The organism is Achromobacter sp. CSND-B12 (assembly GCF_052906545.1).
In genome coordinates this window covers 6033165-6050954 of the sequence record NZ_JBREGJ010000001.1, presented here as the reverse complement: position 1 = coordinate 6050954, position 17790 = coordinate 6033165, and the positions used below count along the sequence as shown (strand labels likewise).

The window sequence follows — 17790 nt, the reverse complement described above, 5'->3', positions numbered from 1 at the left end:
CCATGCGCACCGCTTCCCTCCCCCGTTTCGCGCTGCCCGCCGCCGCGCTCGGCCTGTCGTTGCTGGCCGGCTGTGGCAAGAGTGGCGAGGCCGTCTACCAGGGCTATGTCGAGGGCGAGTACCTCTACATCGCCTCGTCCGAGGCCGGCCGGCTGGACACGCTATCGGTCCGGCGCGGCCAGCAGGTTGCCGCCGCCGCGCCCTTGTTCGCGCTGGAGGCCGAGCGCGAGACCGCGGCGCGCGACCAGGCCGGCGCGCAATTGGCCGCGGCCAGCGCGCAGCTGGAGGACATCGCCACCGGCAAGCGTCCGCCCGAGGTCGACGTCGCCCGCGCCCAGCTGGCCCAGGCCGAGGCCGCCAGCCGGCGCTCGGCGGCACAACTGGCGCGCGACACCGCGCAGTTCCGCGCCGGCGGCGTGGCGCGGGCGCAGCTGGACGACAGCCGCGCACAGGCCCAATCGGATGCCGCGCGCGTGCGCGAGCTGCGCGCCCAGCTGGAAGTGGCCAACCTGCCCGGCCGCCAGGACCAGCGCCGCGCCCAGGCCGCCCAGGTCGACGCGGCGCGCGCCACGCTGGCGCAGGCCGACTGGGCCCTGGCGGAGAAACGCCTGGCGGCGCCCGCCGCCGCCCTGGTGTTCGACACGCTGTACCGAGTGGGCGAATGGGTGCCGGCCGGCAGTCCGGTGGTCAGCCTGCTGCCGCCCGGCAACATCAAGGTGCGCTTCTTCGTGCCCGAGACGGTGGTCGGCACGCTCAAGCCCGGGCAACAGGCCACGGTGCGCTGCGACGGTTGCGGCGACCCGGTGCCGGTGCGCATCGACTACATCTCGCCACAGGCCGAGTACACGCCGCCGGTGATCTACAGCCGCGAGACCCGCAGCAAGCTGGTCTACATGGTCGAGGCCCGGCCCGCGCCGCAGGCGGCGACGCGGCTGCATCCCGGCCAGCCGGTGGAGGCGGCGTTGCAATGAACGACGCCCCCGCCCGCTCGGCGACCGACGAGGCCGGCTACGTCATCGACGTGCACGGCCTGAACAAGCACTTCGGCAACAAGCACGTGGTCAACGACGTCTCGCTGCAGGTGCGCGAAGGCGAGATCTTCGGCTTTCTCGGCCCCAACGGCAGCGGCAAGACCACCAGTATCCGGCTGATGTGCGGCCTGCTGACGCCGGATTCCGGCAGCGGCACCTGCCTGGGCTACGACATACTCAGGGACAGCGCCCAGATCAAGCGCCACGTCGGCTACATGACGCAGAAATTCTCGTACTGGGACGACCTTACCATCCGCGAGAACCTGGACTTCGTCGCCCGCATGTACGGCATGCCGAACCGCCGCGAGGCGGTTGACCGCGCCCTGGAAGACCTGGGCCTGCAGACCCGCGCCAACCAGCTCACCGGCGCCCTGTCGGGCGGCTGGAAGCAGCGGCTGGCGCTGGCCGCCTGCCTGCTGCATGAACCGCGCCTGCTGCTGCTGGACGAGCCCACCGCCGGCGTCGACCCGACCGCGCGGCGCGACTTCTGGGAACGGCTGCACGAGCTGGCCGCGCGCGGCATTTCGGTGCTGGTCAGCACCCACTACATGGACGAGGCCGAGCGCTGCCACAAGCTGGCCTACATCTCGTACGGCAAGCTGCTGATCCAGGGCACCGCCGACGAAGTCATCGCCCGGCAACGCCTGACCACCTGGGCCATCCATGGCCACGACCTGGTGCCGCTGGCGCAGCGGCTGCGCGGCGCGCCGGGGGTGGACCAGACCGTGGCCTTCGGCACCGCGCTGCACATCAGCGGCCGCGACGCCGCCGTGCTCGAACGCACCTTGCGAGACGTCGTGGCCGGCCAGGACCTGCGCCTGGAACGCATCAACACCAGCCTGGAGGACGTCTTCATCTATCTGATGAACCGCTCCGACGACAACTATGCGAGCCCGACATGAGGCGCCACCTGGAGGGCTTCTCGTGGTCGCGCTGGTGGAGCATGGTGCTCAAGGAGTTCCTGCAGTTGCGGCGCGACCGCATCACCTTCGGCATGATCGTCGGCATTCCGATCATGCAGCTGGCGCTGTTCGGCTACGCCATCAACACCAACCCCAAGCAGCTGCCGACCGCGGTCATCGTGGCCGACCAGAGCCCGTTCACGCGCAGCTTCGTGGCGGCGATGACGGCATCGGACTACTTCGACATCGTCGAGACCCTGCCCGACGAAGAGGCCGGCCGCGCCGCGCTGGCACAGGGCCGGGTGCTGTTCGTGCTGACCATTCCGCCCGACTTCTCGCGCAGGCTGCTGCGCGGCGAGCGGCCGGCGCTGCTGATCGAGGCCGACGCCACCGATCCGATGGCGGTCGGGCTGGCGATCGGCTCGGCCACACAGTTGGCGCAGGCGGTGGCGCAGAAAGACCTGATCGGCCCGCTGGCGCACCTGGCCGGCGGCCAGCCGCCGTTCGACGTGCGCGTGCACCAGCTCTACAACGAAGAGCAGATCTCGCAATACAACACGGTGCCGGGGCTGATGGGCGTGATCCTGACCATGACACTGGTGATGATGACCGGCCTGGCCATGACGCGCGAACGCGAGCGCGGCACCATGGAAAACCTGCTGGCCATGCCGGTGCGGCCGCTGGAGGTGATGACGGGCAAGATCGTGCCCTACATCGCCATTGGCCTGATCCAGTCCACCATCATCCTGCTGGCGGCGTATTTCGTGTTCCACGTGCCGTTCCTGGGCAGCCTGGTGACGGTATACCTGGGCGCGCTGATCTTCGTGGCGGCCAACCTGACCGTCGGCATCACGCTGTCGTCGCTGGCGCAGAACCAACTGCAGGCGATGCAGCTGACGATGTTCTATTTCCTGCCCAACATGCTGTTGTCCGGCTTCATGTTCCCGTTCCTGGGCATGCCCAAGTGGGCCCAGTACCTGGGCAACCTGCTGCCGCTGACGCACTTCAACCGGCTGATCCGCGGCATCCTGCTCAAGGGCAACGGCTGGTGGGACCTGTGGCCCGCCATCTGGCCCATGCTGCTGTTCACCGTGGTCGTCATGACCGCCGCCGTGAAGTTCTACCGCCGCACCCTGGATTGAAGGCCGCCATGCCCCGCCCCCACCCGCCCTTCGCCCGCCGCGCCGCGCTCGTGGCCGCCTGCGTCCTGCTGCCCGGCTGCGCCGTCGGGCCGGACTTCGAGCGCCCCGCGCCGCCGCCGGTCGCCGCCTATACCCCGCCGGCCGACAATGCGTCCGCCAGCGGCGCGCAACCGCGGCTCACGGACGCCGACATCCCGGCCCAATGGTGGCGCCTGTTCCGTTCCGCTGCGCTGGATGCGCTGGTGCGCCAGGCGCTGGACGCCAGCCCGACCCTGGAACAGGCCCGCGCCCGGCTGCGCCAAGCCGGCGAGGACCTGAACGCGGAGACCGGCGGCCGCCTGCTGCCGGCGGTGGACGCCAACCTGTCGGCGACGCGGCAGAAGGTCGATCCGTCCGCCTACGGCGTGCCCGTCGCCGAGCAGCCGCCGCCGTTCACCCTCTACAACGCGTCGATCGACGTGTCCTACACGCTGGATGTGTTCGGCGGCAACCGCCGCGCGCTGGAGGGCCTGGCGGCCCAGGTGGACTACCAGTCGCATGAGCTGCAAGCCGCGCGCATGACGCTGGCCGCCAACGTGGTCACCACCGCCATCCGCCAGGCCGACCTGGCCGGGCGCCTGGCCGACACCCGCGAGCTGTTGCTGGCGCAACAACGCCAGCGCGACATCATGGCGCAGCGCCTGCGGGCCGGCGGCATCGCCGAGGCCGACCTGCGCAACCAGGAACTGCTGCTGGCGCAGACCGAGGCCAGCGTGCCGCCGCTGGAATACCAGCTGGCCCAGGCCCATCACCAGCTGGCTACCTACCTGGGCCAGCCACCGGCGGCCTGGCAGGCGCCGCCGCTGCGCCTGGCCGACCTGACGCTGCCCGCCGAAATCCCGACCGGCGTGCCGTCGGCGCTGACGCGCCAGCGGCCCGACATCCTGGCAGCCGAAGCGTTGCTGCACCAGGCCTCGGCCCAGATCGGCGTGGCCACGGCCAACCAGTATCCGCGGTTCACGCTGACCGCCAGTTTCGGCTCGCAGCGCACCCGCGCCGGCGACGTCGGCGATGGCGTCAATGTCTGGAACCTGGGACTGGGGCTGGCGCAACCGCTGTTTCGCGGCGGTGAGCTGCGCGCCCGCACGCGCTCGGCCCAGGCCGCCTACGAAGCCGCCGCGGCGGCCTACCGCCAGACCGTGCTGGACGGCTTCAGGCAGGTGGCGGACGCCCTGCGCGCGCTGCAGAGCGATGCGCGGGCCTATGACGCGTATGACACGGCCTGGCGCCGCGCCGACGATGCCGCGCGCATCGCCCGCGACCGCTACCAGGCCGGCGGCATCAGCCACCTGGACGTGCTGGACAGCCAACGCCAGCTGCTGCAGACGCGCATCGCCCGCGGCGCGGCCGACGCGGCGCGCTACGCCGATACCGCCGCCCTGCTGCAGGCGCTGGGCGGCGGCTGGTGGAACGCGCCGCCGGCCGATCCGGTTGCCGCCATGCAATAGCCCGCAAAGCGCGCCAAACCGTACATCCCGGGGCCATGTCCGAGAATTCGGGTCAGAAAATGGCGTTGTGCGGCGTTTAGGAATCCGTTGTATCCGATGCATCATGCATGCGCTCAAGCTGCACTGATCTCGACAACGATTCATGAATGACCTACTAGACCTGATCGTCTTCTCGCCCGATTCCCGCCAACGCGCGCACCGCTGCGACGCGCTGGCGGGCATGGGCTTCTCGCCGCGCGGTTGCGAGGACTCCAACGGCCTGTTCCGGCTGTTCCAGGCGCGGCGCACGCCGCTGCTGGTGATGGAAGCCGAGCTGACCGATCTCTGCATGGCCGTGGCCGGCCTGCGCGCCATGGACACCACCGCCGGCATCGTCGCGGTATCCACTTTCGATTCCCCGGAAAACCGCATCCTCGGCCTGCACTGCGGCGCCGACGCCTGCTTTCCGCCCGACGTCGCCAGCGCCGAGATCGCCGCCGCGCTGCAGGCGCTGGTGCGCCGCGTCCCCGTGAACGGCCGGCGGCCGGCCGATGCCGAACCCCGCCCAGCCGCCGTACCGGCCGAGGCCAATGGCAAATGGCACTTCCAGGATGCCGCCTGGACCCTGGTCAGCCCGCGAGGCACCCGCCTGGCGCTGACCCAGGCCGAGCGCGACTTCCTGCTCAAGCTGACTACCAGCCCCGACAGGCGCATGCCGCGCGGCGACGTGCCGCCCAGCGACCCGCAGGCCGGCCGCGAATCGCTGCGGCGCACCGACGTGGTGGTCAGCCGGCTGCGCCGCAAGGCCCAGGAAACCGATATGGAGCTGCCGATCCGCACCGTCTGGGGCTGGGGCTACGCCTTCACCGGCGACATCTAGGGCCTGCGGCGCGCGCGGCGGGCGTATCATGCGGCATGGCCGGCCGGATCCCCGGCGCCGGCCCGCCAACCCGCTGCGCCCCGCCATGGAAGTCTACGAACGCCTGCAGGCCCTGCTGACCGAGCATCAGGCCCGCTACCGCCTCATTTCCCATCCCGCCGCCGGCCGCTCGGTGGAAGTCGCCGCCGTGCGCGGCACCGCCGTCAGCCAGGGCGCCAAGGCGCTGGTCTGCCGCGTCAAGATTTCGTCCAACCAGCGCCGCAACGTGCTGGCGGTGTTCCCCGCCGACCGGCAGGCCGACCTGGAAGCCATCGCCCGCGCCGCCGGCGGCAAGAAGGCCTCGCTGGCCTCGCAGGACCTGGCGCGCGAACTCACCGGCTGCGAGATCGGCGCGATCCCGCCCTTCAGCTTCAATCCCGACCTGCACGTGCTGGTGGACCCCACCCTGCGCCAGCGGCACGATGAAATCGTGTTCAACGCCGGACGGCTGGACGCATCCATCCTGATGGCGACCGCCGATTATTTCCGCCTGGCCGCGCCACAAGAGGCGCCGCTGATCAAAGGCTAGCCGTCGCCGAGGCCCCCTTGCCGGACACGCCTGCCGCGCCCCACGCCCGCACCTCCAACATGCGCTGGCTGATGAGCCTGGCGCACATGGAGCCGTCGCCGGTCAGCCGCTGGGTGGCGCTGCGCGCAGCGCTGGCCATCGGATTGCCGACCGCGGCCGGCCTGGCGCTGGACCAGAGCGCGGCGGCCGCGTTGGTGGCCCTCGGCGCCCTGCCCGCCATCACCGGCGACAACGGCGGCCCCTACCGCAACCGCGCGCTGTCGATCGGCAGCACCGTGTTCGGCGGCGCACTGGGCTACTTGCTGGGCTCGCTGCTGTCCGGCCACGGCCTGCTCAGCGCCGCCGCCATGACGCTGCTGGTCCTGGCGGCCAGCCTGGTCGGCACCTTCAACAACATCGCCGCCGTCGCCACGCTGCAATTCGCCACCTACGTCATCGTCGGCGCCAGCCTGACGTCGCCCCTGCCGCCCTGGCTACCGCCGGCGCTGGTGGGCGCGGGCGGCCTGTTCGGCCTGGCGCTGACCCTGCTGGGCTGGGTGGTCAACCCGATCGCACCCGAACGGGCGGCGGTGGCCCTGGCCTATCGCAAGCTGGCGGCCATGTTCGCCGCCATCGGCACCTCGCGCATCATGACGGCGCGGCGCGACATGGAAGCCGCCATGGCCGGCGCCTACGACACGGTGCTGGCGGCCCGGCGCCGCGCCGCCGGCCCCTCGCCGCGGCTGGCCCGGCTGGCCGCGCAGTTGCAGGCATGCACGCCACTGTCGGACGCCGCGCTAGCGCTGGCGCGGGCCGGCCGGGTATTGCCACCCGAGTGCTCGCGAGCCATGAACCGGCTGGCCGACCACGTCGAGAACGCCACGCCGCCGGCGCCAGGCGACGACATCGCGGCCGTGCGCCAGGCCGGCGCGACGGCACTGGCCGACGCACTGGAACAGGCGCGGCCGTTGCTGGAAGGCAGCGGCCCGGCGCGGCCGGACGCCTTCCCGGCCTTGCCACCGGCGCGCCCGCGCACGCCGTGGCGGGTGCTGGCGCGCACTTACCGCCCCGGCCCGACCACGCTGCGCTACCTGGTGCGGCTGGGTCTGTGCCTGGTCGTCGCCGAAGCCGTGGCGCGCACCCTGGCCCTGCCGCGTTCCTACTGGGTGCCGCTGATCGTGGTGGTGGTGTTCAAGCCCAATTTCGGGTCGGTCTTCGCCCGGGCGCTGCAAAGCTGCGCCGGCAGCGTGGTGGGCGTGGCGATCAGCGCCACCGTGCTGGCGCTGGACCGCAGCGGCGTCGTCAGCCTGCTCGCCGTGACCGGCCTGGCGGCCTTGCTGCCGTGGTCGATCCGCCGCAACTACGGCCTGTTCTCGGCGATCCTGCTGCCCATCCTGATGCTGCTGATCGGCGCACTGCAACCGGGCAGTTGGCCGATCGCGCTGGCGCGGCTGGAAGACGTGGCGGTGGCAGCCGCCATCGTGCTGGCGGTGGGCTACCTGCCCTGGATGCGGATCGAACGCCACAATCTGGACCAGGCCGTGGCCACCGCGATCGACACCCTGGCCGCCTATCTGAATGCCGTGTTCCAGGCCGATTCGACGGCCCGCCACGAGCTGCGCACCCAGGCCTACGCGCGCCTGTCCGACCTGCGCATCGCGTTGCAGCGCGGCCTGTCGGAACCGCGTTTGGTGAGCCGTCGCGCACTGGCCTGGTGGCCCGTCGAAGTGGCGCTGGAGCGCGTGGCCAACGCGGTGTCCGACAGCGCCTGGGCGCTGCCGGCCGACCAGCCGCCGCCCGCGCCGGCGGCGGTGGCGCGGTTGGCCGACACCCTGCACGCCATGGCGCAGGCCGTGACGCACGGCGTGGCGGTCGGCCCCGCCCCGGTGGCAACGGACGAGCCCGCCCTGCGCGAAGCCGCCGGCGCGATCGAAGCCCTGCGCGCGACGCTGGCCGGTCCGGGCTTTGCCACCGAACCCGGCCGCCCGCGCCCGCCCTCCCCAAGAACCCAACCGGACTGAACCATGTGCCTTGCCGTTCTCGCCCTGCATACCGTACCGGGCATTCCCGTCCTGATCGCCGCCAACCGCGACGAATTCCATGCCCGGCCGACGCTGCCCGCCGCGCAGTGGGCCGACGCCGCCCACGTGTACGGCGGACGCGACGCGCTGGCCGGTGGCACCTGGATGGGCGCGACCACCGGCGGGCGCTATGCGCTCGTCACCAATTTCCGCGAACCCGGCCGGGTGGTCGCCGACGCCCCCTCGCGTGGCGCCCTGGTCGAGAATTTCCTGCGCGGCCATGCCGCGCCGGCCGACTACATTGCCGCCGCCCATGCCGCGGGCCCGGCCTACAACGGCTTCAACCTGATCGTCGGCGACGCCCGGGGCGCCTGGTACGCCAGCAACCGCGATGGCGCCCCCCGGCCCCTTGCGGCCGGCGTCTACGCCCTGTCGAACCACCTGCTGGACACGCCCTGGCCCAAGCTGGCGCGCACCAAGGCCGCCTTCGAACGGGTGCTGGCCCATGACCCGCAACCCGACCTGCCGGCGCTGTTCGAGGCGCTGGCCGATCGCAGTCCGGCCGACGATGCCGACCTGCCCGCCACCGGTCTGGCGCCGGATCGCGAAAAGCTATTGAGCAGCCCGTTCATCGTCAGTCCCAACTATGGCACTCGCAGTTCCACGGTGCTGGCCTTGCGCGATGACGGCACCGGCCTGCTGACCGAAAAACGCTTCGCCCCCGACGGCGGCGCCAATGGCGAAAGCGTCCTGGCATTCGCGTGGCGTGATCATCCCGCGAGCGCCACGCCGGGATAGCGCATGCCCGCGCAAACGCCCCGCCGCGGCGAACTCGCCGACGCCAGCGCGGTCGAACTTCCTGCGTGATCATCCCTTCAAGGAGAATTGCATGAACAAGCGCATCGAACGTTGCACCATGGCCGCCGCGATGGCCCTGGGCACCCTGGCCTTTGCCGGCGTCCTGTCCACCGCGCAGGCGGCATTGCCGCCCGTGCAGCAACAGGGCAGCGTGCAGTACGTCAGCGGCGGCATCGGCCTGGACGAATCCGAGGCCATGAAGGCCGCGGCCAAGGACTACCCCCTGGCGCTGACCTTCGCCGCCCAGCGCGACGGCAAGGCCGACTACGTCGCCAACGTCGCCGTCACCATCAAGGACGGCCAGGGCAAGCAGGTGCTGCACGCCGAATCCGGCGGCCCCTACATGCTGGTCAAGCTGCCCGCCGGCCATTACAAGGTCTCCGCCACCTACGAAGGCAAGGCGCAGGAACGCGACGTGAAGGTGGAGAACAGCGGCACCGCGCGCGCCGTGTTCGAGTGGAAGTGAAGCGGCAATGACGGCCAGGCATCCTGGCGAGGCGCGCGGGGCGCCTCGGACCGGGCGTTGGCCGCCGCGGCGTCCTACACGCCCGAGAACAGGATGGCGATGATGAAGCCCATGCTGATCGTCCAGACCAGCGAACGCAGCGCGCCCCAGCCCGCCAGGTACATCGCCAGATAGCCCAGGCGCACGCCCAGCCAGCATGCCATCAGCGTGGCCACGTGCGCAGCCGGCGCCTGCGTGTAGAGGGCGAACAGCACCGCCCCGAAAAAGAACGGCAGGGCCTCGAAGGTATTGGCCTGCGCCGCATTGGCGCGGGCGCGCCAGCCTTCCTGGCGGGCCAGCCAGGTACGCGGATCATTGTTGTCGAACTGCTTGCCACCGGCCTTGGCCACGATCGTGCAGACGAACGGCAGGATCGCCGCCGCCAGCATCAACCAAGCGATCATTTTCATTGTTGCTCCTTGCGCGCACGCGCCCCTTCCCGCCACCGGACGGGAGGTGCCGCCGCTGCGGCATGGTCGCCCGAAAGCGCGGAAATGAAAAGTGCCCGATGGCGCACCGCAAACGGAAAGCGGCCGCCGGCAAAGGCGAATGCGCAAGGCGGCGCTTACACTTGCGGGTTTTGGGCGGCGCCGCGCGACCGCGGCCACTGTGCCGGCCGTGCGCCGCCCGTCGCCTCGCAGGAAGATACATGCCCTTCGCCTCTCCCGGAACCCTGATGTTTCTGGCCGCCGCCATGTTGTGGCCGGCGGCCACCCGCCGCTGGGCGCCGCTGCCGCTGGCGCTCGCCTATGCCTGGGCCTGGACGCAGGGCGGCATCGACCCCGTGGCGCTGGCCTGGCCGGCATTGCTGCTGCTGGCCGCGCTGCTGGTGCGACCGGCCACGCCAGGGGCGGCCAGCGCCGCCGGTCATACGCTGTTCGTGATCCTGGCGGTGCTGCTGTTCCTGCATTGGCTGCCCGGTTTCCACAATCCCCTGGTGATCCCGCGCACCGCGCTGACGCCCGACGCCGTGCCCTTCGGCATGTACCTGAACCTGGACAAGCCGCTGGTGGCGTTCTGGGTGGTGCTGGCCGCCGCGCCCGCCATGGCCGGCGCCGGCGCGCGCGCCACGCTGCTGGCGGCGCTGGCCGCCTGCGCGGCCGCGGTGGTGGCCTGCCTGGGGCTGGCCCTGGCGCTGGACGTGGTGGCATGGGCGCCCAAATGGCCCGACTCGGGCTGGCTCTGGCTCGCCAACAACGCCTTGCTGGTGACGCTGGCCGAGGAAGCGCTGTTCCGCGGCTATGTGCAGGAACGGCTGGCGCGCTGCTGGCGCGACCGTCCCTGGGGCGCCACGGCGGCGCTGTCGATCGCGGCGCTGCTGTTCGGACTGGCGCACTATGCCGGCGGCTGGCAATGGATGCTGCTGGCCGGCATTGCCGGCGTGGGCTACGGCCTGGCCTACCGCTACGGCGGCCTGGCGGCCGCCGTGCTGGCCCACCTGGGCCTGAACGCGGCGCACTACGGCTTGTTCACCTACCCGATGCGCGCCGCCCTGTATTGAGACGCGGACGCCGCCGTTGCCAGTCCTTTGCGGCCGGCAACGGCGGCGGGGCTCAGGCCACCGCCAGGGCGGGGTAGTCGGTGTAGCCGGCCGCGCCCGAGGCGTAGAAGGTCGACGAGTCCGGGGCGTTCAACGGCGCGTTCAGCGCGAAGCGGCGCACCAGGTCGGGGTTGGCGATGTACTGCACGCCGAACGCCACCGCATCGGCGCGGCCCGCGGCGATCGCCGCCTCGGCCGATTCGCGCGTGAAGCCTTCGTTGGCGATGTACACGCCGCCGAACGACTCCTTGAGCTGCGGGCCCAGGCTGTCGGCGCCCTCGCGCTCCCGCGCGCACAGGAACGCCAGGCCACGACGGCGCGCCGCCCGCGCCACATAGTTGAAAGTCGTCGCCGGATCCGAATCGCCCATCGTATGCGCATCGCCACGCGGCGACAGGTGCAGGCCGACCCGGCCGCCGCCCCAGACGCTGACGCAGGCATCCACCACTTCCAGCATCAGGCGGGCGCGGGCCTCGAGCGAGCCGCCGTAGCCGTCGGTGCGCTGATTGGTGCTGTCCTGCAGGAACTGGTCCAGCAGATAGCCATTGGCGCCATGCACCTCGACACCGTCGAAACCGGCTTCCTGCGCCAGTTGCGCGCCGCGCCGATAGGCCTCGACGATGCCCGGGATCTCATCGGTCTCGAGCGCGCGCGGCACCACGTAACCGCGCTTGGGACGCACCAGGCTGACATGGCCGCCCGCCGCGATCGCGCTCGGCGCCACCGGCAGTTCGCCGTTCAGGAAGACCGGATCGGAAATGCGGCCCACGTGCCACAACTGCGCGAAGATGCGGCCACCGGCCTCATGCACCGCCGCCGTCACCTTGCGCCAGCCCTTGACCTGCTCCTGCGACCACAGCCCCGGCGTGTCGGCATACCCCACGCCCTGCGGCGTCACCGAGGTGGCCTCGGTCAGGATCAGCCCGGCCTCGGCGCGCTGGACGTAGTATTCGACCATCAGGTCGTTCGGCACCCGGCCTTCGCTGGCGCGCTGGCGCGTCAACGGGGCCATGATGATGCGGTTGGGCAGGGTCAGTTCCCCCACTTGCAAGGGTTCGAACAGCAGGCTCATAACAATCCTCGTGCCCGGCGGGCGGGCTTGGGTAGCGGCGGCAGGCTACATGTCTTGGTTCAATTGCCGCAGGAACGCGGCAATCACGGGTTCATTGCGACGGAAGAACACCCACTGCCCCACCTTGGTGGCCGAGATCAGTCCCGCGCGCTGCAGCACCGCAAGGTGCGAAGACACGGTGGACTGCGACAGCCCGCAGCGCCCATCGATATGGCCCGCGCACACCCCGTGTTCGAAGGTATGGCCCGGACGTTCCTCGAAGTGCGCCTGCGGCGTCTTCAACCACCCCAGGATCTCGCGGCGCACGGGATTGGCCAACGCCTTGAGAATGGCGTCGACATCAATGTCCGTGGCGGCCTCGATGGCGGTGGAAGCAGTGGTCGTCATATTGAAATATCGCAATTTATCGAATCTTATATCGAGACATTTCGATATATCGTTATGCCCCTGCCGGCCAAGGGGCTTTCCCCCGGCCACCCGTCATCATCGCCCGGCCGCCCGGCGCCTTCGCCAACCGGTTCTCACTCCCCCTGCACCCGTCCCCGCAGGCGCTTGACCTCGCCATGCTGCACCTTGCGCTGCACCCGCCGCCGCTGCGAGGCCCGCGTGGGCTTGGTCGCCCGCCGCGGTTTCTCCACTTTCGCCGCGGCCCGCACCATGTTCACCAGCCGCTCGATCGCCTCGGCCCGGTTCTTGTCCTGGCTGCGGAACGACTGCGACTTGATGACGATCACCCCCTCCTTGGAGATGCGATGGTCGTTCATCGCGCAGAGCGCCTCCTGGATCTCGGCGGGCAGCGACGACGCCCGCACGTCGAACCGCAGATGCACGGCGCTCGACACCTTGTTGACGTTCTGCCCGCCCGCGCCCTGCGCCCGGATCATGGAGAACTCGATCTCGCGCTCGTCGATATAGAGAGAATCTTGGACATGAAACATAGCGCGAGAGTATATAGGCCCCGACGGCGCGGCAACATGCGCCGGCCGGCCTGCCCGTCCGGGGCAAAAGCTTGATGGTCATCTTCCGGATTTGCAATAATGGCCCACCTTGCGCCACTTGGCGCGGGAACGGGAACCATAGGCTCGGCGTGCGCTCAAACCGGCGCATCGCATCCTCTCAACCACCAAAAGAGAAATCCACAATGATCAAATCCGACGACACCGGCAAGCTGGTTTTGCGCCTGACCCTCGGCATTCTGATTCTGCTCCACGGCCTGTTCAAGATCACCGGCGGCGGCGTCGGCGGCATCGCCGGCATGCTGTCCTCGCACGGCCTGCCCGGCTTCCTGGCCTACGGCGTCTACATCGGCGAAATCATCGCGCCCGTGCTGCTGATCATCGGCGTCTACACCCGCCTGGGCGGCCTGATCATCGCCATCAACATGCTGGTCGCCATCCTGCTGGCGCACACCGGCCAGATCGGCAGCCTGACCAATAACGGCGGCTGGGCGCTGGAACTGCAAGGCATGTTCCTGTTCTCGGCACTGGCCATTGCCTTCATGGGCGCCGGGCGCTTCAGCCTGGCCGGCAACGGCGGCCGCTGGAACTGACCGTTCCACCCCCCGCGCCAATCCGGAAGGCTGCCGCAAGGCAGCCTTTTTTCATGGTCCGTACGGTCGCGCCGGAACAATTGCTACCAACGACATCAATGGTCACGCCCGCGCAAACATCCGTCACCTGAAAGCTGTTTCGGAACCATTACAGTCCCGAACTCGCACCCGCAGACCGTGGCCTAATCCCTACGAGCCCACAAAGGGCGTGACACACGCCCCGTTGCTCGGCAGGAGATCCGACCATGAAGAAAACCATTTTGCTGATGCTGGCCATGGCCAGCGCCCTTACCGGTTGCGTGGTGGTGCCGGCCCGTCCGGCCTATTACCGGCCGGCTCCGGCCTACTACTATTACCCGGCGCCGCATTATTACTATCACGGCGGCTATTACCACGGCTACTGATGCCGGCCCCGCCGCCGCGTAAAGGACATGCCATGAATGCCACCTCCAGGATTCTCCGCCCGCGTCCGCTGGCCGCCGTTCTGCTGATGACAGCCTGTGCCGGCGCGGCGGCGCAGACCTACGCGCCACCGCCGGCCCCGGCCGCGCCCGCCTATGACAACGGCGATCCCGCCAACGCCAACCTCGCGCCGCTCGACCGCAGTCCGCAACCGCCGCCGCCCCTGCCCGTCTATACCCAGCCGCCCGCCCCCGGCGATGGCTATATGTGGGTGCCGGGATACTGGAGCCTGAACCGCTACGGCTATTTCTGGGTGCCGGGCGCGTGGGTGCTGGCGCCCTACACCGGCGCGCTGTGGACCCCGGGCTATTGGGGTTTCGTCGACGGCGTCTATCTCTGGCATGCCGGCTACTGGGGACCGCATATCGGCTTTTACGGCGGCATCAACTACGGCTTCGGCTACATCGGCATCGGCTACGTCGGTGGCTACTGGAATCGTGACCGCTTCTTCTACAACCGCGCCGTGACCAACGTGAACGTCACGCGCGTGACCAACGTGTACAACCACACCGTGGTGGTCAACAACGTCGACAACCGCCGTATCAGCTACAACGGCGGCCCCGCCGGCATCCAGCGGCGCGCCGACCCGCGCGAGGTCGCCGCGCGCAACGAACCCCACCATCCGCCCACCGATGTGCAACGCGGCTTTGCGCGCGAGGCGGGCGGCAACCGCGCGCAGTTCTTCGACCACAACCAGGGCCGTCCGCCGCAAGCCTTCATCGACCATGCGTCCGGCCGTGGCGGTTCTCCCGCGGCTGCGCGCGCCGGCGCCGGCCCGGGGAATGGCCCGGGAAAGGCGCCTGGGAATGGGCCCGGGAGCGGTCCGGCCAATCGACCGGGCAACGGTCCGGACAAGGGGCCGGCCGGCGCCACGCCCGGCGGTGCGCGCCCCGAGTTCAATCGCGGCGGCCCGCCGGCCGCCCAGGCGCCCGGTCAATCGCAGGCGCGCCCGCCGCAATCGCAGTCGCCCGGCCAGCCACAGTCGCGGCCGTCGCAGTCGCCCAACCAGCCACAGGCCCGTCCGCAGCAGGCCCAGCCCGAGGCGCGCCCGCCGCAAGCTTCGCGCCCCGGTCCGGCGCCCGACAACCTGGCGCGGGGCGCGCCACGCGAACATCACGCGGCGCCCGCCAATCGCCCGGAGGCCCGGCCCCAGGGCAACCCGCAACATGGCGGCGGCCGCGCGGCCGGCGGCCAGGAAGCGCAACGCGGCGGTGGTGATCGCGGCGGTGGTGATCACGGCGGGGGTGATCACGGCGGGGGTGATCACGGCGGGGGTGATCGCGGCGGGGGTGATCACGGCGGGGGTGATCGCGGCGGCCCATCACGTGAAAGGGGCCGAGATTGACCGCGACGATGCGCCGCGCCGCCCGCCGGACTGGATTCCGGCGCACGGCGCGGCTACAGTGGTAAGGCCCGGCCCCGTCGATGTCCACGCGGCCCGCGGCCACCCGATACCCGGAGATCCCATGAAGCGCCTTGCCCCCCTGTTCCTCGCCTGCGGCCTGCTGGCCGGCCCCGCCGCCCACGCCGCCCTCGACGTCGGCGCGCCCGCGCCCGACTTCAGCGCCCAGGCTTCGCTCGGCGGCAACGTGTTCACCTTCAAGCTGGCCGAGGCGCTCAAGCAAGGCCCCGTGGTGCTGTATTTCTACCCCGCCGCGTTCACGGCCGGCTGCACCATCGAGGCACACGATTTCGCCGAGGCCACCGACGAATACAAGTCGCTGGGCGCCACCGTCATTGGCGTCTCGGCCGACGATATCGACACCCTGAACAAGTTCTCGGTCAGCGAATGCCGCAGCAAGTTCGCGGTGGCCGCCGATGGCGACGGCAAGATCATGAAGTCCTACGATGCCGTGCTCGACGCCCGCCCCGACCGCGCGCAGCGCGTGTCCTACGTGATCACGCCGGATGGCAGGATCCTGTACGAATACACCAACATGAATCCCGAAGCCCACGTCAGCAACACCATGCGCGCGCTGCGCGAATGGAAGGCCGGCCGCAAGTGATTGGCTGAACGCGGCCGCACCGGGGATCACGTTCGGCCGCCCGGCAAGTATCCGCTGACCCGCAGCGACGCCCGGCAGGGAACGGCCGCCGGCCGCGCGCTAAACGCTGCTCCGACTCAGTTGAACGGCCACACGGTCGGATGCGTGCCCGGTGGACTCGAAGGCCGGGTCCAGCGCGCCGGCGTCTGCGAGAACTGCGCCGCATGGCGCAACGCCACCAGCTCGCCGAAGCCCGACGGCTCGGTTTCGAGCAGGCCGGCGAAGCCCGGCATCGGACAGGACAGGCCGCCGTCGACGCGGCCGAGCGTGCGCAGCCAGTGCGCGGTCTGGGCCAGCGACACCCGCACATGCCAGCTGCCGCCCTCGGTGGCCTGGCGCGCCAGCGCCACCTGCGCGCCGAAAGCCATCAGGTAGCCCGAGGCATGGTCCAGGATCTGCATCGGCAAAGGCTTGGGCGCCTCCTGTCCGGCGGCGGCCGCTTCGGCCTGGTTGAAGCCGGCGGCGGTCTGCACCAATGAATCGAAGCCGCGGCGGTTGGCCCAGGGGCCGACGGCGCCATAGGCGGACAACGATACGTACACGATGCCGGGACGCAAGCGCGCCGCGTCCTGGGGGCCGAAGCCGAGCGCCGCCATGCCTCCGGGGCGATAGCCCTGCACGAACACGTGCGCGCTGCGCAGCAGGTTGGCCAGCGCGATGCGGCCATCGGCGGTATCCAGGTCGGCCTGCACCGACAGCTTGCCGCGGCTGGTGTCGATGAGGTTGGCGATGTTGGGCAGATGCGGCGAGTTCACCAGCATCACGTCGGCGCCATAGGCCGCCAGCGCCCGGCCGCACACCGGCCCGGCGATGATGCGGGTCAGGTCCAGCACGCGGATGTCCTTGAGCGGACGCGCATCGTGTCCGTACTTCGGCAGCGGCCGCGGGTCGGCCTCGCCGATGCGTTCGATCGTCAGCAACGGCTGCGCCGCGATGGCCTGGCCTTGCGGATGGCGGTCCCATTCCTCGAAGCTGCGCATGGCGGCGACCACCATGCCGGCATCCGCGGCCACCTGTTCGAAATCCAGCGCGCGCCAGCGTGCCAACGCCTGCTCGACCGCCTCGCGGGTCGCGCCGTCGCCGGTCGGACAGCCCAGCAGCGCCAGGGCGCCATCGCGGTGATGCGGGAAATTGGCGTGGATGCGCACCCAGCCGCCATCGCCGCAGCGATAGGCCCCGGTGATAGGATCGCGCGGGTCGGGCGCGACGCCGTTGATGGTGAAATGGCTGCGGCATTCCTGCGCCGCATGCAGCATGTCGACACCGACCTGCTGGCGTTCGCCGCCGCGCAGATGCCAGATTTCCGCCGCCGCCAGCGCCGCCGCGGCCATGCTGGCCTGGGCCGCGGTGCCCACCGCGAACGAAGACGGCAACACCGGATCCGCGCCGGTCAACACCACGTGCTCGAGCGCTTCGTCGGGCAGCTCGAGCGAGCGCCACAACTGTTGCAGGACATCGCGCGACGTCCTGGCGGCGGGTGTGCGTCCTTTGAGGAAGGACGGGCGGAGATCCATCAAATGTCCCATATCGTCATTTTTTTGTTTGATCGTCAGATGAATTACATGGTGCCCGTGACGACGGCGTCAATACAGGGAAAGCGCCAGCGTGTTTCATGGTTTGACCGCCCGCCGCGCCCGATCCGGCGAGCTTTGGCTGTGGGACGCCGTCTCCATCGGCCGGTCCACGGCGCCGCGGTTCGTCACATCTACTCGTAGTTTTTACAAGGTGTGCGGCGCGGCGCGGGACGGCCTGGGTCCGCGAGATAGAATG

At 70.4% G+C, this 17790-nt stretch carries 19 protein-coding genes; 14 read left to right on the top strand and 5 right to left on the bottom strand.

The annotated features are described in order from the left end of the window. Positions 1-2 precede the first annotated feature (2 nt). The 9 genes from ACUTAG_RS28420 to ACUTAG_RS28380 all read left to right on the top strand — a co-directional run bounded on the left by ACUTAG_RS28420 (position 3) and on the right by ACUTAG_RS28380 (position 9313). Positions 3-971 carry an HlyD family secretion protein gene (locus ACUTAG_RS28420; protein WP_054444959.1) on the top strand — a complete coding sequence of 323 codons (969 nt, stop codon included), beginning with the start codon at positions 3-5 and terminating at the stop codon, positions 969-971. After that, the gene (locus ACUTAG_RS28415) at positions 968-1933 is read left to right on the top strand and encodes an ABC transporter ATP-binding protein (protein WP_148319295.1); all 966 of its coding nucleotides are present in this window, start codon (positions 968-970) and stop codon (positions 1931-1933) included. Before ACUTAG_RS28420 ends, ACUTAG_RS28415 begins: the two co-directional genes overlap by 4 nt. Then, entirely contained in the window at positions 1930-3075 is a 1146-nt protein-coding gene (locus tag ACUTAG_RS28410; RefSeq protein ID WP_148319293.1) for an ABC transporter permease, read from the top strand. Before ACUTAG_RS28415 ends, ACUTAG_RS28410 begins: the two co-directional genes overlap by 4 nt. Positions 3076-3083: 8 nt before the next feature. Next, entirely contained in the window at positions 3084-4562 is a 1479-nt protein-coding gene (locus tag ACUTAG_RS28405) for an efflux transporter outer membrane subunit (protein ID WP_148319291.1), read from the top strand. A gap of 142 nt (positions 4563-4704) precedes the next feature. Continuing rightward, positions 4705-5421 (top strand): response regulator transcription factor, encoded by a 717-nt coding sequence (locus ACUTAG_RS28400; RefSeq protein ID WP_148319289.1) that lies wholly within the window; start codon positions 4705-4707, stop codon positions 5419-5421. A gap of 85 nt (positions 5422-5506) precedes the next feature. Next, a complete protein-coding gene (locus ACUTAG_RS28395) occupies positions 5507-5989 on the top strand; it encodes a YbaK/prolyl-tRNA synthetase associated domain-containing protein (RefSeq protein ID WP_446650418.1) in 483 nt (160 codons plus the stop codon). A 17-nt stretch (positions 5990-6006) separates the two neighbouring features. Beyond that, positions 6007-7989, top strand: a complete 1983-nt coding sequence (locus ACUTAG_RS28390) for an FUSC family protein (RefSeq protein ID WP_235442375.1) — start codon at positions 6007-6009, stop codon at positions 7987-7989. 3 nt (positions 7990-7992) lie between these two features. Continuing rightward, complete coding sequence (locus ACUTAG_RS28385; RefSeq protein ID WP_047992716.1) at positions 7993-8787, top strand: NRDE family protein; 795 nt, start codon at positions 7993-7995, stop codon at positions 8785-8787. Between the two features lie 91 nt (positions 8788-8878). Next, complete coding sequence (locus ACUTAG_RS28380; protein WP_026385086.1) at positions 8879-9313, top strand: carboxypeptidase-like regulatory domain-containing protein; 435 nt, start codon at positions 8879-8881, stop codon at positions 9311-9313. Between the two features lie 74 nt (positions 9314-9387). Here ACUTAG_RS28380 and ACUTAG_RS28375 read toward each other — a convergent pair whose 3' ends face one another. Next, complete coding sequence (locus ACUTAG_RS28375) at positions 9388-9762, bottom strand: MAPEG family protein (protein ID WP_006385051.1); 375 nt, start codon at positions 9760-9762, stop codon at positions 9388-9390. Between the two features lie 239 nt (positions 9763-10001). Here ACUTAG_RS28375 and ACUTAG_RS28370 point away from each other — a divergent pair, with 239 nt between their 5' ends. Further along, positions 10002-10853 (top strand): CPBP family intramembrane glutamic endopeptidase, encoded by an 852-nt coding sequence (locus ACUTAG_RS28370; RefSeq protein WP_058664255.1) that lies wholly within the window; start codon positions 10002-10004, stop codon positions 10851-10853. Between the two features lie 52 nt (positions 10854-10905). Here ACUTAG_RS28370 and ACUTAG_RS28365 read toward each other — a convergent pair whose 3' ends face one another. The 3 genes from ACUTAG_RS28365 to arfB all read right to left on the bottom strand — a co-directional run bounded on the left by ACUTAG_RS28365 (position 10906) and on the right by arfB (position 12902). Next, entirely contained in the window at positions 10906-11964 is a 1059-nt protein-coding gene (locus ACUTAG_RS28365) for an alkene reductase (protein ID WP_047992718.1), read from the bottom strand. A 45-nt stretch (positions 11965-12009) separates the two neighbouring features. After that, positions 12010-12351: an ArsR/SmtB family transcription factor gene (locus ACUTAG_RS28360; RefSeq protein ID WP_006385048.1), complete on the bottom strand. Its 342-nt coding sequence runs from the start codon at positions 12349-12351 to the stop codon at positions 12010-12012. A gap of 134 nt (positions 12352-12485) precedes the next feature. Continuing rightward, on the bottom strand, positions 12486-12902 hold the full coding sequence (gene arfB / locus ACUTAG_RS28355) for an alternative ribosome rescue aminoacyl-tRNA hydrolase ArfB (protein ID WP_026385083.1): 417 nt from the start codon (positions 12900-12902) through the stop codon (positions 12486-12488). Between the two features lie 203 nt (positions 12903-13105). Here arfB and ACUTAG_RS28350 point away from each other — a divergent pair, with 203 nt between their 5' ends. From ACUTAG_RS28350 to ACUTAG_RS28335, 4 genes are all read left to right on the top strand, one after another. Next, positions 13106-13513, top strand: coding sequence for a DoxX family protein (locus ACUTAG_RS28350; RefSeq protein ID WP_006385046.1), 408 nt, complete (start codon positions 13106-13108; stop codon positions 13511-13513). A 245-nt stretch (positions 13514-13758) separates the two neighbouring features. Then, the gene (locus ACUTAG_RS28345; protein ID WP_006385045.1) at positions 13759-13917 is read left to right on the top strand and encodes a hypothetical protein; all 159 of its coding nucleotides are present in this window, start codon (positions 13759-13761) and stop codon (positions 13915-13917) included. Positions 13918-13949: 32 nt separating this feature from the next. After that, on the top strand, positions 13950-15320 hold the full coding sequence (locus ACUTAG_RS28340; RefSeq protein WP_148319283.1) for a YXWGXW repeat-containing protein: 1371 nt from the start codon (positions 13950-13952) through the stop codon (positions 15318-15320). Positions 15321-15441: 121 nt separating this feature from the next. Next, positions 15442-15981 (top strand): peroxiredoxin, encoded by a 540-nt coding sequence (locus ACUTAG_RS28335; protein ID WP_020927416.1) that lies wholly within the window; start codon positions 15442-15444, stop codon positions 15979-15981. A 116-nt stretch (positions 15982-16097) separates the two neighbouring features. Here ACUTAG_RS28335 and ACUTAG_RS28330 read toward each other — a convergent pair whose 3' ends face one another. Continuing rightward, positions 16098-17546 carry a CoA transferase gene (locus ACUTAG_RS28330; RefSeq protein ID WP_047992720.1) on the bottom strand — a complete coding sequence of 483 codons (1449 nt, stop codon included), beginning with the start codon at positions 17544-17546 and terminating at the stop codon, positions 16098-16100. Between the last annotated feature and the right edge of the window lie 244 nt (positions 17547-17790).

What these genes read in the sequence shown, in the direction of transcription:
- ACUTAG_RS28420 (WP_054444959.1), top strand. Translation starts at nt 3, where the DNA reads ATGCGCACCGCTTCCCTCCCCCGTTTCGCGCTGCCCGCCGCCGCGCTC.
- ACUTAG_RS28415 (WP_148319295.1), top strand. Translation starts at nt 968, where the DNA reads ATGAACGACGCCCCCGCCCGCTCGGCGACCGACGAGGCCGGCTACGTC.
- ACUTAG_RS28410 (WP_148319293.1), top strand. Translation starts at nt 1,930, where the DNA reads ATGAGGCGCCACCTGGAGGGCTTCTCGTGGTCGCGCTGGTGGAGCATG.
- ACUTAG_RS28405 (WP_148319291.1), top strand. Translation starts at nt 3,084, where the DNA reads ATGCCCCGCCCCCACCCGCCCTTCGCCCGCCGCGCCGCGCTCGTGGCC.
- ACUTAG_RS28400 (WP_148319289.1), top strand. Translation starts at nt 4,705, where the DNA reads ATGAATGACCTACTAGACCTGATCGTCTTCTCGCCCGATTCCCGCCAA.
- ACUTAG_RS28395 (WP_446650418.1), top strand. Translation starts at nt 5,507, where the DNA reads ATGGAAGTCTACGAACGCCTGCAGGCCCTGCTGACCGAGCATCAGGCC.
- ACUTAG_RS28385 (WP_047992716.1), top strand. Translation starts at nt 7,993, where the DNA reads ATGTGCCTTGCCGTTCTCGCCCTGCATACCGTACCGGGCATTCCCGTC.
- ACUTAG_RS28380 (WP_026385086.1), top strand. Translation starts at nt 8,879, where the DNA reads ATGAACAAGCGCATCGAACGTTGCACCATGGCCGCCGCGATGGCCCTG.
- ACUTAG_RS28375 (WP_006385051.1), bottom strand. Translation starts at nt 9,762, where the DNA reads ATGAAAATGATCGCTTGGTTGATGCTGGCGGCGGCGATCCTGCCGTTC.
- ACUTAG_RS28370 (WP_058664255.1), top strand. Translation starts at nt 10,002, where the DNA reads ATGCCCTTCGCCTCTCCCGGAACCCTGATGTTTCTGGCCGCCGCCATG.
- ACUTAG_RS28365 (WP_047992718.1), bottom strand. Translation starts at nt 11,964, where the DNA reads ATGAGCCTGCTGTTCGAACCCTTGCAAGTGGGGGAACTGACCCTGCCC.
- ACUTAG_RS28360 (WP_006385048.1), bottom strand. Translation starts at nt 12,351, where the DNA reads ATGACGACCACTGCTTCCACCGCCATCGAGGCCGCCACGGACATTGAT.
- arfB (WP_026385083.1), bottom strand. Translation starts at nt 12,902, where the DNA reads ATGTTTCATGTCCAAGATTCTCTCTATATCGACGAGCGCGAGATCGAG.
- ACUTAG_RS28350 (WP_006385046.1), top strand. Translation starts at nt 13,106, where the DNA reads ATGATCAAATCCGACGACACCGGCAAGCTGGTTTTGCGCCTGACCCTC.
- ACUTAG_RS28345 (WP_006385045.1), top strand. Translation starts at nt 13,759, where the DNA reads ATGAAGAAAACCATTTTGCTGATGCTGGCCATGGCCAGCGCCCTTACC.
- ACUTAG_RS28340 (WP_148319283.1), top strand. Translation starts at nt 13,950, where the DNA reads ATGAATGCCACCTCCAGGATTCTCCGCCCGCGTCCGCTGGCCGCCGTT.
- ACUTAG_RS28335 (WP_020927416.1), top strand. Translation starts at nt 15,442, where the DNA reads ATGAAGCGCCTTGCCCCCCTGTTCCTCGCCTGCGGCCTGCTGGCCGGC.
- ACUTAG_RS28330 (WP_047992720.1), bottom strand. Translation starts at nt 17,546, where the DNA reads ATGGGACATTTGATGGATCTCCGCCCGTCCTTCCTCAAAGGACGCACA.